Source organism: Acinetobacter sichuanensis, from assembly GCF_003024515.2.
GTDB classification, from domain to species: Bacteria; Pseudomonadota; Gammaproteobacteria; order Pseudomonadales; family Moraxellaceae; genus Acinetobacter; species Acinetobacter sichuanensis.
Window position 1 is genome coordinate 17,449 of the sequence record NZ_PYIX02000028.1, and the last position, 13,260, is coordinate 30,708.

The 13,260-nt window shown below is 38.0% G+C and carries 16 protein-coding genes; 14 read left to right on the top strand and 2 right to left on the bottom strand.

The window, feature by feature from the left end; translation table 11 throughout:
- Positions 1 to 154 precede the first annotated feature (154 nt).
- The gene (locus C9E89_RS15070) at positions 155 to 799 is read left to right on the top strand and encodes a TetR family transcriptional regulator (protein WP_107009164.1); all 645 of its coding nucleotides are present in this window, start codon (positions 155 to 157) and stop codon (positions 797 to 799) included.
- A gap of 80 nt (positions 800 to 879) precedes the next feature.
- Here C9E89_RS15070 and C9E89_RS15075 read toward each other — a convergent pair whose 3' ends face one another.
- The gene (locus C9E89_RS15075; RefSeq protein WP_107009165.1) at positions 880 to 1,488 is read right to left on the bottom strand and encodes a thiol:disulfide interchange protein DsbA/DsbL; all 609 of its coding nucleotides are present in this window, start codon (positions 1,486 to 1,488) and stop codon (positions 880 to 882) included.
- A gap of 183 nt (positions 1,489 to 1,671) precedes the next feature.
- Here C9E89_RS15075 and ubiG point away from each other — a divergent pair, with 183 nt between their 5' ends.
- From ubiG to C9E89_RS15100, 5 genes are all read left to right on the top strand, one after another.
- Positions 1,672 to 2,385, top strand: a complete 714-nt coding sequence (gene ubiG / locus C9E89_RS15080; protein ID WP_107009166.1) for a bifunctional 2-polyprenyl-6-hydroxyphenol methylase/3-demethylubiquinol 3-O-methyltransferase UbiG — start codon at positions 1,672 to 1,674, stop codon at positions 2,383 to 2,385.
- Positions 2,385 to 3,074: an HAD family hydrolase gene (locus tag C9E89_RS15085; protein ID WP_107009167.1), complete on the top strand. Its 690-nt coding sequence runs from the start codon at positions 2,385 to 2,387 to the stop codon at positions 3,072 to 3,074. Before ubiG ends, C9E89_RS15085 begins: the two co-directional genes overlap by 1 nt.
- Positions 3,075 to 3,110: 36 nt before the next feature.
- Positions 3,111 to 3,857 (top strand): YciK family oxidoreductase, encoded by a 747-nt coding sequence (locus C9E89_RS15090; protein ID WP_107009168.1) that lies wholly within the window; start codon positions 3,111 to 3,113, stop codon positions 3,855 to 3,857.
- Between the two features lie 173 nt (positions 3,858 to 4,030).
- Positions 4,031 to 4,210: a hypothetical protein gene (locus C9E89_RS15095; protein WP_107009169.1), complete on the top strand. Its 180-nt coding sequence runs from the start codon at positions 4,031 to 4,033 to the stop codon at positions 4,208 to 4,210.
- A gap of 259 nt (positions 4,211 to 4,469) precedes the next feature.
- Positions 4,470 to 4,868 carry an RcnB family protein gene (locus C9E89_RS15100; protein WP_107009170.1) on the top strand — a complete coding sequence of 133 codons (399 nt, stop codon included), beginning with the start codon at positions 4,470 to 4,472 and terminating at the stop codon, positions 4,866 to 4,868.
- 90 nt (positions 4,869 to 4,958) lie between these two features.
- Here the strand turns inward: C9E89_RS15100 and C9E89_RS15105 are convergent, their stop codons facing one another.
- On the bottom strand, positions 4,959 to 5,468 hold the full coding sequence (locus C9E89_RS15105) for a hypothetical protein (protein ID WP_107009171.1): 510 nt from the start codon (positions 5,466 to 5,468) through the stop codon (positions 4,959 to 4,961).
- Positions 5,469 to 5,682: 214 nt separating this feature from the next.
- On the opposite strand from C9E89_RS15105, the gene C9E89_RS15110 reads away from it, so the two are divergent.
- The 8 genes from C9E89_RS15110 to C9E89_RS15145 all read left to right on the top strand — a co-directional run bounded on the left by C9E89_RS15110 (position 5,683) and on the right by C9E89_RS15145 (position 13,204).
- On the top strand, positions 5,683 to 6,069 hold the full coding sequence (locus C9E89_RS15110; RefSeq protein ID WP_107009172.1) for an RcnB family protein: 387 nt from the start codon (positions 5,683 to 5,685) through the stop codon (positions 6,067 to 6,069).
- A 195-nt stretch (positions 6,070 to 6,264) separates the two neighbouring features.
- Entirely contained in the window at positions 6,265 to 6,615 is a 351-nt protein-coding gene (locus C9E89_RS15115) for an RcnB family protein (RefSeq protein WP_107009173.1), read from the top strand.
- Positions 6,616 to 6,742: 127 nt separating this feature from the next.
- Positions 6,743 to 8,098 (top strand): amino-acid N-acetyltransferase, encoded by a 1,356-nt coding sequence (gene argA, locus C9E89_RS15120; protein ID WP_107009174.1) that lies wholly within the window; start codon positions 6,743 to 6,745, stop codon positions 8,096 to 8,098.
- A gap of 324 nt (positions 8,099 to 8,422) precedes the next feature.
- Positions 8,423 to 9,382 carry a sulfonate ABC transporter substrate-binding protein gene (locus tag C9E89_RS15125; protein ID WP_107009175.1) on the top strand — a complete coding sequence of 320 codons (960 nt, stop codon included), beginning with the start codon at positions 8,423 to 8,425 and terminating at the stop codon, positions 9,380 to 9,382.
- A gap of 75 nt (positions 9,383 to 9,457) precedes the next feature.
- On the top strand, positions 9,458 to 10,390 hold the full coding sequence (locus C9E89_RS15130) for a sulfonate ABC transporter substrate-binding protein (protein WP_107009192.1): 933 nt from the start codon (positions 9,458 to 9,460) through the stop codon (positions 10,388 to 10,390).
- Between the two features lie 18 nt (positions 10,391 to 10,408).
- Positions 10,409 to 11,578 carry an FMNH2-dependent alkanesulfonate monooxygenase gene (ssuD, locus tag C9E89_RS15135; RefSeq protein WP_107009176.1) on the top strand — a complete coding sequence of 390 codons (1,170 nt, stop codon included), beginning with the start codon at positions 10,409 to 10,411 and terminating at the stop codon, positions 11,576 to 11,578.
- A complete protein-coding gene (gene ssuC, locus C9E89_RS15140; RefSeq protein WP_107009177.1) occupies positions 11,575 to 12,396 on the top strand; it encodes an aliphatic sulfonate ABC transporter permease SsuC in 822 nt (273 codons plus the stop codon). Before ssuD ends, ssuC begins: the two co-directional genes overlap by 4 nt.
- A gap of 10 nt (positions 12,397 to 12,406) precedes the next feature.
- A complete protein-coding gene (locus C9E89_RS15145; protein WP_107009178.1) occupies positions 12,407 to 13,204 on the top strand; it encodes an ABC transporter ATP-binding protein in 798 nt (265 codons plus the stop codon).
- The last annotated feature ends 56 nt before the right edge of the window (positions 13,205 to 13,260 follow it).

Consider the following 13,260-nt stretch of genomic DNA (forward strand, 5'->3'; position numbering starts at 1 on the left):
TTGCTATTTATTGAGTGAACAAGTGTTCTTTTAGTGAACGTTTGTAAGCTATACTTATTTTTAATTTCAGTCAACAAGTGTTTACTGACATTCGTCGTTTAATTTCCCTTTATTTTTGATAAACTCATCACAATCAATTTCTTCGGATAACAGCATGTCGATACGGGATGAGCGCAAACAACAAAGTCGTCAGGCTTTACTTGATGCTGCCTTGACACTCAGCACATCAGGTCGTTCATTTTCGAGTATTAGTTTGCGTGAAGTTGCACGAGAAGTAGGTTTGGTTCCAACCGCTTTTTATCGACATTTCCAAGATATGGAAGAGTTAGGCAAAGAGTTAGTTGATCAAGTTGCTCTTTACCTTAAAAATGTTCTCCATCAACTCGGACAAGGTCTGGCTTTGCCTGAAGCGAAAACTCAAACAACAATGGACTCTTTTTTCGAAGCTGTAGAGCAAAATCCACAACAATGGATTTTCATGATCGCTGAACGATGGGGAGGATCAAAAGCTGTACGCCTTGCCATTAATCGCGAAATTAATTATTTAACTGAAGATTTAACCAGCGAATTAAAAAAATTAGAATTTTTTGAACATTTTCAAAATAGTCAGGACTTACATGTTTTAACAAGTTTATTGATTAACTCATCATTTACTTGGGCAATGTCATGGCTTAGCCTGAGCCGCCAATACTCAGATCTTGAATTAGAGTCACAAAAAATGATTTTTAAAAAACAATCCGTGACACAAATTCGTTTAATTTTTAGAGGCATTTTAAACTGGGAAAGTAGCCGTATTTAAAGCTTCAATTTGCATTATTTTCTGAAAAATTCTGACAAAAAAAGACCTACATAATGTAGGTCTTTTTTTGTCACGTTAAATTATTTACGTTCTTTATTAATTAAGTATTCAACAACTTGAACTACTTTTTGATCTTCACCTTGTACAACATATTTGCCATTTACCACAACTGCTGGAACACCACTTAATTGATATTGTTGAGCAAGTTTATTGGCTTGTGAAACTTTGGCAGTGATTGCAAATGAATTATACATGCTATTAAATTTTGCTTCAGGTACACCATATTTAGTAAAGAACTTAGCAAATTCATCTTTTTGTAAAATTTGCTGACCAGTACCATTCGCATGGAATAACGGTAAATGTGTACGTTTACGTACACCTAATGCTTCAGATACATAATATGCACGTGCACCTTGTTCCCAAAGTTTATTCATTGCTGCTGGTGTACGAATAAAATTCACATCACTTGGAATTTTTCTTAGCCATGCTTGCATATGAGGTTCTAGCTTAAAGCAGTGTGGACACCCATACCAAAAAAATTCACGTACTTCAATTTTACCTGCAACTTCAGGTTTACCAGGGTTTTGTACTACGGTGTAATCTTTACCTGCAACAAAATCAGCCGCCATTGCATTTGCAGAAAATGCCATAACCATTGCAGTCATGCCACCTAAAATAAATTTTTTCATTGACTTTATTGTCCTCGAACTCGTTTTGTATAGCTTATGCACTCACTATAAAACAATTATGGGAAAATCGTTTTCCTTCTGTGAAGTTTTTTACACGATTCATCGCTTTTTTCATAATTAACGGTACACTAGCATAATTGAACTTAATTTTTGATTAAAACAATTTATTCAGAGGTGACTGATATGTCGCAACTTAATGTTGATCCACAGGAAATTGCTAAATTTGAAGCGCTTGCTGCATTATGGTGGGATCAGCACTCTGAGTTCAGACCCTTACATCAAATCAATCCACTTCGTTTAAACTGGATCGATGAACGTGTAGGCGGTTTATCAGGTAAAAAAGTACTTGATGTTGGCTGTGGTGGTGGAATTTTAGCTGAAAGCATGGCGCGTCGTGGTGCAGATGTACTCGGTATTGATATGGGTGCTGCGCCTTTAAATGTGGCACGTCTACATGCTGAGCAAGAAAATGTTCAAAATATTGAATATAAACAAATCCCTGTGGAACAACTCGCAGAAGAACAAGCAGGTCAATATGACGTTGTGACTTGTATGGAAATGCTGGAACATGTACCTAACCCTGCATCTATTATTCAAGCCTGCCAAAAATTAGTTAAACCCAATGGGCAAGTATTTTTCTCAACGATTAACCGTAATCCAAAAGCCTATTTATTTGCCATCATTGGTGCGGAATATGTACTTCGTCTTTTGAAAAAAGGCACACATGATTATCATAAATTTATTAAGCCTTCTGAACTTGCACATGACATCCGTACCTCAGGTTTAAAACTCAAAGATATGACAGGCTTACATTATAATCCATTGACTAAACACTACTGGCTTGCATCAAATGTCGATGTGAATTATATGGTTTATACAGTCAATGAGGGTGTCTAATGCAAGCAGTTCTATTTGATTTAGATGGTACATTGATTGATACAGCAGCAGACTTTATTCGCATCATTCAAGAGATGTGCCGTGCAGAAGGACGTGCTGTTGTTGATGCAGATCTGATTCGTACTCAGGTATCTGAAGGTGCTCGTGCCATGGTGAAATTGGTTTATCCTGAACTTGAAGTGGATGATCCCATTTTTTTAGCGCATCGCCAACGATTTTTAGATTTATATGGCGCTGATATTGCAGTAGATACAGATTTATTTACAGGCATGTATCCACTTTTGGCAGATTTAGAAAGTCACCATATTCCATGGGGTATTGTCACCAATAAACCACGTGGATTAAGCGAAGCTTTACTCAAAGCACTTGATTTAACTGAGCGCTGTGCAGTTCTCGTTTGTCCTGAAGATGTCAAACAAACAAAACCTGATCCTGAACCGATGTATCTTGCTGCAAAACACTTGAAGATTGATGAAAAACAGATTATTTATGTAGGTGATCATCCAAGAGATATTGACGCAGGTCGCAATGCAAAAATGTATACCATTTTAGCAGCGTATGGTTATCTACCCTTGCAACACAAAGATAATTTAGCAGCATGGCAAGCAGACCATATTGTCAGCAATGTTTCTGAATTACATCAAGTGCTCAATAAACTGGTGGGTATTAAACAACACAGCGTAACTTAAAAATCATCATAAATAACAAAGATTAGGAGGTCTCCCATGAAATATTCAGAATATCAACCTCGTTCAGACTTACTCAAAGACAAAATCATTTTGATCACAGGTGCAGGGGACGGAATTGGGCGTGCTGCTGCAATCAGTTATGCACTACATGGTGCTACAGTGGTTTTGCATGGTCGTACGCTGAATAAGCTTGAGGTCATCTATGATGAAATTGAAGCTTTGGGAGCACCACAACCTGCGATTTTACCCTTACAACTTTCTTCAGCTTCAGCACGTGACTATGAGCTTTTAGTAGATACACTGGAACAGCAATTTGGTCGTTTGGATGGGATTTTGCATAATGCAGGTATCTTAGGGGAGCGTGTTGAATTGGCACATTATCCTGAAGAAGTTTGGGATGATGTCATGGCTGTTAATTTACGTGCGCCATTTATATTAACTCAAGAGTTATTACCTCTATTACAAAAATCTGAACATGCTTCTGTGGTATTTGCAAGCTCAGGTGTTGGTCGTGAAGCACGTGCAGAATGGGGCGCTTATTCTGTTTCTAAAATTGCCATAGAAGCTGTCAGCCAAATTTTTGCTAAAGAACGTACTTATCCAAATATTCGTTTTAACTGCATTAATCCAGGTGGAACACGTACAGCAATGCGTGCCAAAGCCTACCCTGCTGAAGATCCAAAAACTTTACCTACACCAGAAGCGATTCTTCCTGCATATCTTTATTTAATGGGAGATGACAGTCTTGATATGAATGGTCAAAGTATTGATGCACAAGACTAAAATTTAGTATTAAGTTTTGAATGAGTTGCTAAAACTCATTCAAATACGTCTTTCTACAGCACATTATTTAAAATCGCTTTACCCAATCAATATTACAATAATATTCAGTTTTCCAAATCAAAAGATCTGATTTATCCTTTTTCCAAGCTCAATTTTATGGCAAGGAACTACACATGACAGATCAAAAACTTAAAGTTGAAATGATTCGTTCTATTGAAGAATTGCAACTTCCAAATGAACTCATTGATGCTTTAGATGATGTAAAACTGGCTGAAAATGTCAGCACTGCCTTAACTTATTTAAAAAAATATAACGCAGCAGTGGCATTAATTTTTCTGTCATTTAAAAGATAAGCAATGATAATTTAGTGTGATCAATTCACTTATTTTCATAATTTCTTACATCTTTATTGAACTCCGTCACAAATTTTAAATTTGCTTTTAACCCTTATTTAACAAGTCTTTCCAATTTGAGCTTTTATCATTAACAGAAATATGTTCTTATTATGTCTGCATTTTTAAATGAAAAACTGAACTTTCTTCACAGTTTCTCTGCAATTTGACAGTACATTAGTGATGTGAAAAACAACACTTCAAAAAAGCGAGGGCTCCTATGAAAAAGATTTTAGCGATCATCGCCATTTCTTTATCAACACTGATGAACATGCAAATCGCCAGTGCAGGACCTCATTTTGACAATGATCGTGGTTATGAACGTGGTGAAAAAGGCGACCGTGGAAATCGTGGGCGTAATGCACGTGACTATGATGACGATGATATTCAAGAAAAGCGTCGTGAACGTGAAGAACGTGGTGTAAAACGTTTGCAACAACACAAATGGCAAACAGGTTATGTCATGCCGCAACATTATCGTGGTAATAGTTATAAAGTCGATTATAAAGACAGTAATCTACCTAAGCCATCTCGTAATCAACAATGGTACAAAATTAATAACGACTATATTTTAGTTGATTCAGACAGTAATAATATCGTGAATATTCGTGGGATGTAATCAGTATCTGTTGACCATCTCGCAATGCTTACCATAATAAAACAGCGTACACTTTGCATGTACGCTGTTGCTCAATGCCATAGATGTGACTCAGTGCCTCTGCGGTTTATGCAAGTCGATCCAATACATTAATGGATGCTGTTCAATAAAAGCGAAAGGAATATCAATCTTCCAACCTTGCTGATTATATATTCGCATATGGGGTTTTCCTAAAATATCTAAATGACGATATTTCGTAATCTCATGAAAATAAATCGTCCGATCCCTTCCAATACCTCGATTATAAACAACACAATTTTCATGCAATTCGATATACCAATTACGTGCCAAAAATAAGAAAGTATTGGCAAGAAAAGCAAATAGCCCACAGATGACCCATGCAGCAATCTGCTGCTTTTTTTCCACATGCCCTGTTAAAATCCAAATTGCAATTGCGCCTGCAGCTATTGCCAATAGGATGAAAAAGACTGTTGTGTGTTGACTTATTTCTAGGCGGTTATGACTGGGCATTTGATAACGAAACAAGTGACGCATGATTTGAAAGAGATAAATACTGATGAGACTTGTGAAAAAAGTAATCAAAAAAAAATTTATCGTCATAATGGTCTTCTCTTTATTTTTTTATCTGTCTTAAATTTTACATCAAGCGTTGAAAATACTGATCTTATTTTTAACATAAAACAATATTTGCTTTTTATTCTTCATCAATTCTTCATACATTTCACAATTCAACTCAATAGCACTCACCATTTATCTCAAATTGTTGAGTAAATTGATTCTATCGAAGGAAATCAGCTCTATTCAGGTGAATCAAATGAAAAGTGTACTCACAGCAATCGCATTATCTTTAAGCGCACTCGTTGCAACATCTGCAATGGCTGCACCAAATGACTATCATCGTGACCATAACAATCGTTACCAACAAAACCATTGGGATCATAAAAATGATCACCGTTGGAATAACGATAATCGTCACAACAATCAACATAACAACCAGCATAATAATCGTGTAAATCCAAGTCGTGAATGGCGTTCTGGGCAGTATTTACCAAGCCAATTTAGCTCATCACGTTATCAGGTAAATTATAAAAATTATCGCCAATTGCCAAAACCGAGCAAATACCAACAGTGGTATAAAGTAAATGGTGACTATGTATTAGTGAATGAACGAAATAATCGTATTATTCGCATTATCGGTTAAAAATTAGAATTTCTAGAAAACCCCATATAGCCCAATTTATATTGGGCTTTTTCTTATTTTGATAATTTAAATATATTTATGGATAAATATAACGTTTTTTAAATACATATTTTCAAATTTACTTCATTGTTTCTCTATATTTTTCACGTAAATTTAACTCATCGAAAGGCACAAACATAAGGTTAGGCAGAGTCAATGAAAAGTTTAGTTAGCGCAATTACATTATCATTAAGCGCACTTGTTGCAACATCTGCAATGGCTGCACCACAAGATCATTCACATGCTCCACATACATCTCACAGCAGCCAAACGCATCAACAAACTGTAAAACATAATACCCATACACAGCATGCACAATCACAACAACAATCGTGGAAAACAGGCAATGCCTTCCCAAGTCAATATCGTAGTGCTGGCTATAAAATTGATTATAAACAACATAAAAACTTGAACAAACCGACCAAACATCAGCAATGGTATAAAGTGAATGGTCAATATGTATTAATGAATACGACAAATCATAAAATTGTCAAAGTTGTTCGTTAAACTCAAAAATCTCTCCCAACACCTTATGTTTTTAAAAGACATAAGGTGTTTTTTTATGGTTCATATACCGAAGTGATTTTTTTTGTTTAGAATTACAAATTGAATATGACATATTGAGATGGCTTACATGCAAACTGACATTTTAGAAACTTCACAAAGCACCACCCAACAATATGTGCATTGGTTTCGTCATTCTGCGCCTTATATCAATGCACATCGTGGCAAAACATTTGTGCTTATGTTTGCTGGTGAAGCTGTTCTACATGAGAATTTTCAGCATATTATTCATGATATTGCGCTCTTACATTCACTTGGAATTCGCCTGATTCTTGTTTATGGTGCGCGCCCACAAATTAATGCAAATTTAAAAGAAAAGCATATTCAAAGCCCAATTCATATCAATCGACGTGTGACGACACGCGAGTCTTTACCTGCGGTGATGAACGCTGTTGGTTCTATTCGTTTGCAAATCGAAGCGCTACTTTCAATGGGTTTAGCCAACTCTCCGATGTTTGGGGCACGTATAGATGTCGTTTCTGGTAACTTTGTGACTGCAAAACCGTATGGCATCCGTGATGGTGTGGACTTTCAACTGACAGGTGAAGTCCGTAGCCTAGATACCGAAGCTATCCAACGGCATTTAGACAGCCAAAACATTGTTTTACTAGGTCCTACAGGCTACTCCACTACAGGAGAAGTCTTTAACTTATTAGCAGAAGAAGTCGCAACCAAAACAGCGATTCATATCAAAGCCGATAAATTGATTTTTTTAGGCAATCAACAAGGTTTATTAGATGAACACGGACAATTATTAAGAGAGATCACACCGCATCAACTCGATCAACATATTGAAAAATTCCAAGATTCTAATTTTGAAATCGCACTCCATTTACATAATGCCAAGGAAGCTTCGCTCAAAGGCGTACATCGCGTTCACTTACTGTCTTATGCTTATGATGGTGCATTAATCGAGGAATTATTCACTCGTGATGGTCACGGTACCATGATCACTGATGCCCATTATGAAGAAGAGCGCATGGCAAATATTGGTGATGTTGGTGGTTTAATCAACCTCTTGCGTCCACTCGAAGAAGAAGGCATTTTAGTCTATCGTTCACGTGAACTTTTAGAAAATGAAATTGATCAATTTGCTGTGATTGAACGCGATGGTACGATTCTCGCTTGTGCTGCGCTCTATCCAATTCCTGCAACAGAAAATGAAATTCAATCTGCGGAAATTGCTTGTGTTGCTGTGCATCCAAGTTATCGTAAGTCCAATCGTGGCAGTCAAATTCTGCATTTTCTTGAAGAAAAAGCACAACAACTTGGAATTCAACAACTGTTTGTACTCACTACGCGTACTGCGCATTGGTTTATTGAGCATGGTTTCTCTAAAGCCAGTGTTGATGATCTACCTTCAGCACGCCAAGCTTTGTATAACTATCAACGTAACTCTATGGTTTTTAAAAAGCGTATTTCTTAATTCCGTTTGGTATGACATCTGAATGAGCATTAGCACAATTCTCACTAAGCTTATATCAATAGATTGCATCAAATCCTATATTCATTTTGATGCAATCTATATCTATAAAAATAACTAAAAAATAAATTATATTTTTCAAATATTTAATTAACCCTCCTTTCTAGTGAATACATTTTAAATTGCTTATTTTTTGCTAAGTTTAGCTTTTATTTTTTTATCTTTTTTTTTCATTAGCAATCACATAAAACTTATTTTTTGGAAAATACAAAGCTCTCTAAGCTGTTGCTCATTCACTTTATTTTTAACGTAGGGGCAACATAACTCATGACTCGTTCATTTCAACCGACATGGAAAAAAATTACCATTCTCAGTGCGAGTCTTGCTACCGTTATGATGCTATCTGCATGTTCAAAAAAAACCGAAAGCACCACTTTAAATATTGGTTATCAAAAATATGGTCTACTGCCAATTATTAAAGCACGTGGCGATCTAGACAAAGCGTTAAAACAAAAAGGCATCAATATCAAATGGGTAGAATTCCCTGCTGGTCCACAGCTTTTAGAAGGTCTCAATGTCGGCAGTGTAGTGTTTGGCGAAGCAGGTGAAGCACCGCCTATTTTTGCACAAGCGGCGAACTCGAAACTGGTCTATATCGCCAATCAGCCTGCTGCACCGAAAGCAGAGGCTTTAATTGTACCGAAAGATTCAAACATTCGATCTATTCAAGAACTCAAAGGTAAGCGTGTTGTTTTAAATAAAGGTTCAAATGTCCATTATTTATTGCTCAAGTTGCTTGAAGCCAACCATTTAAAACTTTCTGACATTGATGTGGTGTATTTACCTCCAGCCGATGCCCGTGCAGCATTTGAAAAAGGTGCTGTGGATGCATGGGTGATTTGGGATCCATTCTTTGCCGCAGCAGAACAACAACTTGGTGCAAAAGTTCTGGCAACAGGAGAAAACCTCGTCAGTAATCACCAATTTTATTTGGCAGATCGTGAGTTTGCAGAACAACATCCTGATGTCCTAAAAACCGTCGTGAATGAACTCAACACCACAACACAATGGGTCTCACAGCATCAAACAGATGCAGCAAAGCTTTTAGAACAACAAACAGGGTTATCGACAGAAATACTCAGTACGTCTATCTCTCGTATGGGATTTGGGGTGAAACCTATTTCAAATGAAGTGGCGAAAGAACAGCAATATGTCGCAGATGCTTTTTATCAGCAAAAACTTATTCCAAACAAAATCAATATTCAAGCGGCTATTTTAGCCCATTAATTTGAGGAAAATAATATGACTCAACAGCAAAACAAGACACCAAAACCATTACAGCCTCAGTTCACACAGCATGGCATGACTGCAATGTTGGTGGCTTGTGCGATGTTGGGTTCACCTGTGGTTTGGGCAGTAGACCCAAGCGTCAAAGAGTTACGCATTGGCTTTCAAAAAAGCTCAATTAACTTGGCAATCGCGAAGCAACAACAATTGTATGAAAAAGAATTTCCCAATGCCAAAATCTCTTGGAATGAATTTCCTGCTGGTCCACAAATTTTAGAAGCACTTGCAGTGGGTTCAATTGATGTTGGCGTAACTGGCGATACACCGCCTGTTTATGCTCAAGCAGCCAATAAACCATTGTATTACATCGCCTATGAAGCGGCAAAACCCTTGGCATCTGCGATTTTAGTGCCTAAGGATTCAAAATTGACGCAACTCAGTCAACTCAAAGGGAAACGTATCGCGCTACAAAAAGGCTCTAGTGCACATTATTTATTGGTACAAGCGGTGCGTAAAGCAGGTTTGCAATGGTCTGACATTCAACCCATTTGGCTTACACCTGCGGATGCTCGTGCAGCATTTCAAAAAGGTGCCGTCGATGCATGGGCAATTTGGGATCCTTATTTTGCTTCTGCACAAATTGAAGACCAAGCACGTGTACTCGCTTCAGGTAAAGGTCTAAGCCCTAACTACACATTTTATTTAGCTTCACCAAATTTTGTAAAACAACATCCTCAAGCAGTGACTGGTTTTATTCAACAAATCAATCTGGCTGATCAATGGGTACAAACACATCAAAAAGAGACGGCGCAAAGTATTGCTCAAAGCACAGGTTTAAAACCAAACATCAGTACGGTATTTATTCAACGTCGCCCAAAACCCTCTTTTGCAGCACCACTCAACGCCAAAGTCATTGCAGATCAGCAACAACTGGCAAATCGTTTTGCTGAACTCAACATTATTCCTAAACCGATCAATATCAAGCTAGCCGTTTGGACTGGCAAATAATTTAAAAGGATGCAAGTGATGAAAATTTTTTGGTTTATTCCAACACACGGTGATAGTCGTTATTTGGGTACGAGTAAAGGCGCTCGTCAAGTCGATCATGCTTATATGAAGCAAATTGCGGTTGCAGTTGATAACTTAGGTTATGAAGGTGTTCTTATTCCAACAGGGCGTTCATGTGAGGATCCGTGGATTACAGCGGCAAGCTTAATTGATGCGACACAAAACTTAAAATTTCTTGTGGCTTTACGTCCAGGTGTGACCACTCCTGCCCTTGCTGCACGTATGGCAGCAACCTTTGACCGTTTATCCAATGGTCGCGTGTTACTCAACCTTGTGACAGGTGGCGATGAGCAAGAGTTAAAAGGCGACGGTGTCTATGAAGACCATGCAACACGTTATAAAACTGCCGCAGAATACACCACCATTTGGCGTGAAATTTTAAAGCGCTCACACACAGGCGAGTCTTTTAGTTTTCAAGGTGAACGTTTAAGCGTAGAAGATGCCAAGTTACTCTATCCACCGATTCAGCAACCTTATCCGCCACTTTGGTTTGGCGGTTCTTCTGAAGATGCGATTGAATTGGCAGCCGATCAGGTCGATACCTATTTAACTTGGGGCGAACCACCTGCCGCAGTCAAAGAAAAAATAGCTGTCGTCAAAGCCAAAGCTGAAGCTAAAGGTCGTCAGTTAAATTATGGCATTCGTTTACATGTCATTGTGCGTGAAACCAATGAACAAGCATGGCAAGCAGCCAATGAGCTGATCCAATACGTCGATGATGCAACGATTGCCGCAGCACAAAAGAAATTTAAACAAATGGACTCTGTTGGTCAGCGCCGTATGGCTGAACTGCATAATGGAGACCGAAGTAAACTCGAAGTGTCACCTAACCTTTGGGCAGGTGTCGGTTTAGTACGTGGTGGTGCGGGTACAGCTTTGGTTGGTGATGCACAAACAGTTGCTGACCGTATTCAAGAATATGCTGATTTGGGTATTAGCACATTTATTTTCTCAGGCTATCCACACTTAGAAGAATCAATTCGTTTTGCTGAATTGGTCTTCCCTTTACTGCCGATTGAAACACGCCAAAAACTTACACAACCGAATTTAACAGGTCCATTTGGTGAAATCGTTGCCAATAACTATACCGCAGAGGAACATAAAACTCCTTTAAAGGAGTCAGCATGAATGCAACGACCAAACCAAGTCATCAAGTAAAAAATAGTTCCGTTTCACGTGGAACGAAAAAAATTGGACAACGCCTGTTACCTTGGATCGTACCTATTTCTTTGGTTCTGATTTGGCAAATATCCTCTCAAACAGGTTTGCTTGAAAGTCGTGTATTACCTGCACCTACTGCTGTAGTTTCGGCATTTTGGACGTTACTGCTCAGTGGTGAACTTTGGCAACATGTCAAAGTCAGTGCAGGACGTGCTTTGATGGGGTTATTGGTGGGTGGTGGTTTAGGTCTATTTTTAGGCTTACTCAATGGTTCATCAAAAGTTGCATCAAATTTACTCGATACCACTTTACAAATGATCCGAAACATTCCAGCGCTCGCGTTGATTCCACTGGTCATTTTATGGTTTGGTATCGATGAATCAGCCAAGTTATTTTTGGTTGCTGTGGGCGTATTTTTCCCGATGTATATCAATACTTATCATGGTATCCGCTCTGTAGATCCACAATTGATTGAGATGGGTAAAAGCTATGGTTTAAGCCGTTGGCAACTGTACAAAGACATTATTTTACCAGGGGCAATGCCTTCGATCTTGGTCGGTTTACGCTTTTCACTTGGACTGGTTTGGGTCTTACTGATTGTTGCTGAAACTATTTCAGCGCAATCAGGTATTGGTTATATGACCATGAATGCCCGAGAGTTCTTACAAACGGATATCGTACTGGTAGGGATTTTACTCTATGCCCTATTAGGTAAATTTGCCGATGTTTTTGCACAATATTTAGAAAAATATCTATTGCGTTGGCACTCAGGCTATCAAAAATAGGAGCGAGATTATGACGGATTTAAGCATCAGCCAATATGCTCACGAGTTTGTCGTAACACCTGAAAATGTTACAGCAGATAATGAAAAAATTGGTGCAGAAATCGATATCACCGAATTACACAAATATTATGGTGATGTAAAAGTTCTAGAAGATCTTGATTTAAACATCAAAGCAGGAGAATTTATTGCCATTGTAGGACGCAGTGGTTGTGGTAAAAGCACCCTATTGCGTTTAATTGCCGACTTAGAACAACCCAGTTATGGTGAAATTAAGTTTAAATCGCAAATTAATTTTCGTGAAGGAATTACCGCAGATGATATTCGTGTCATGTTCCAAGATCCACGTTTATTACCTTGGAAAAGTATTCTTAAAAATGTTCAATTGGGTTTAGATAAAGCCCAATATCCAAAAGCTGAACAATTACTGGAAAAAGTCGGATTAAAAGAAAAGTCGGAACTCTGGCCCTCTCAACTTTCAGGTGGGCAACGCCAACGTACAGCTTTAGCACGTGCCTTATCTCACACACCACGTGTTCTGCTCTTGGATGAACCATTAGGTGCTTTAGATGCCTTAACACGACTAGAAATGCAAAGTTTGATTGAAAAATTATGGCTAGAACAAGGTTTTACCACTATTTTGGTCACTCACGATGTCAGTGAGGCAGTACAACTTGCCGATCGCATCATTTTGTTAGACAAGGGACATATTGCTCAACAATTTAATATTGATTTGGCACGACCTCGTCAGAAAGGCATCGCTTTTGCCGAGTTTGAACAACAAATTTTACAAGCAGTATTGTCTACTTAATTCATAGTATAAAATTCAAACAACAACTTTAAAGTTAATTTAGAGTTGTTGTCATT

Coding starts and splice junctions, on each gene's coding strand:
- C9E89_RS15070 (WP_107009164.1), top strand. CDS start 155: ATGTCGATACGGGATGAGCGCAAACAACAAAGTCGTCAGGCTTTACTT.
- C9E89_RS15075 (WP_107009165.1), bottom strand. CDS start 1,488: ATGAAAAAATTTATTTTAGGTGGCATGACTGCAATGGTTATGGCATTT.
- ubiG (WP_107009166.1), top strand. CDS start 1,672: ATGTCGCAACTTAATGTTGATCCACAGGAAATTGCTAAATTTGAAGCG.
- C9E89_RS15085 (WP_107009167.1), top strand. CDS start 2,385: ATGCAAGCAGTTCTATTTGATTTAGATGGTACATTGATTGATACAGCA.
- C9E89_RS15090 (WP_107009168.1), top strand. CDS start 3,111: ATGAAATATTCAGAATATCAACCTCGTTCAGACTTACTCAAAGACAAA.
- C9E89_RS15095 (WP_107009169.1), top strand. CDS start 4,031: ATGACAGATCAAAAACTTAAAGTTGAAATGATTCGTTCTATTGAAGAA.
- C9E89_RS15100 (WP_107009170.1), top strand. CDS start 4,470: ATGAAAAAGATTTTAGCGATCATCGCCATTTCTTTATCAACACTGATG.
- C9E89_RS15105 (WP_107009171.1), bottom strand. CDS start 5,468: ATGACGATAAATTTTTTTTTGATTACTTTTTTCACAAGTCTCATCAGT.
- C9E89_RS15110 (WP_107009172.1), top strand. CDS start 5,683: ATGAAAAGTGTACTCACAGCAATCGCATTATCTTTAAGCGCACTCGTT.
- C9E89_RS15115 (WP_107009173.1), top strand. CDS start 6,265: ATGAAAAGTTTAGTTAGCGCAATTACATTATCATTAAGCGCACTTGTT.
- argA (WP_107009174.1), top strand. CDS start 6,743: ATGCAAACTGACATTTTAGAAACTTCACAAAGCACCACCCAACAATAT.
- C9E89_RS15125 (WP_107009175.1), top strand. CDS start 8,423: ATGACTCGTTCATTTCAACCGACATGGAAAAAAATTACCATTCTCAGT.
- C9E89_RS15130 (WP_107009192.1), top strand. CDS start 9,458: ATGACTGCAATGTTGGTGGCTTGTGCGATGTTGGGTTCACCTGTGGTT.
- ssuD (WP_107009176.1), top strand. CDS start 10,409: ATGAAAATTTTTTGGTTTATTCCAACACACGGTGATAGTCGTTATTTG.
- ssuC (WP_107009177.1), top strand. CDS start 11,575: ATGAATGCAACGACCAAACCAAGTCATCAAGTAAAAAATAGTTCCGTT.
- C9E89_RS15145 (WP_107009178.1), top strand. CDS start 12,407: ATGACGGATTTAAGCATCAGCCAATATGCTCACGAGTTTGTCGTAACA.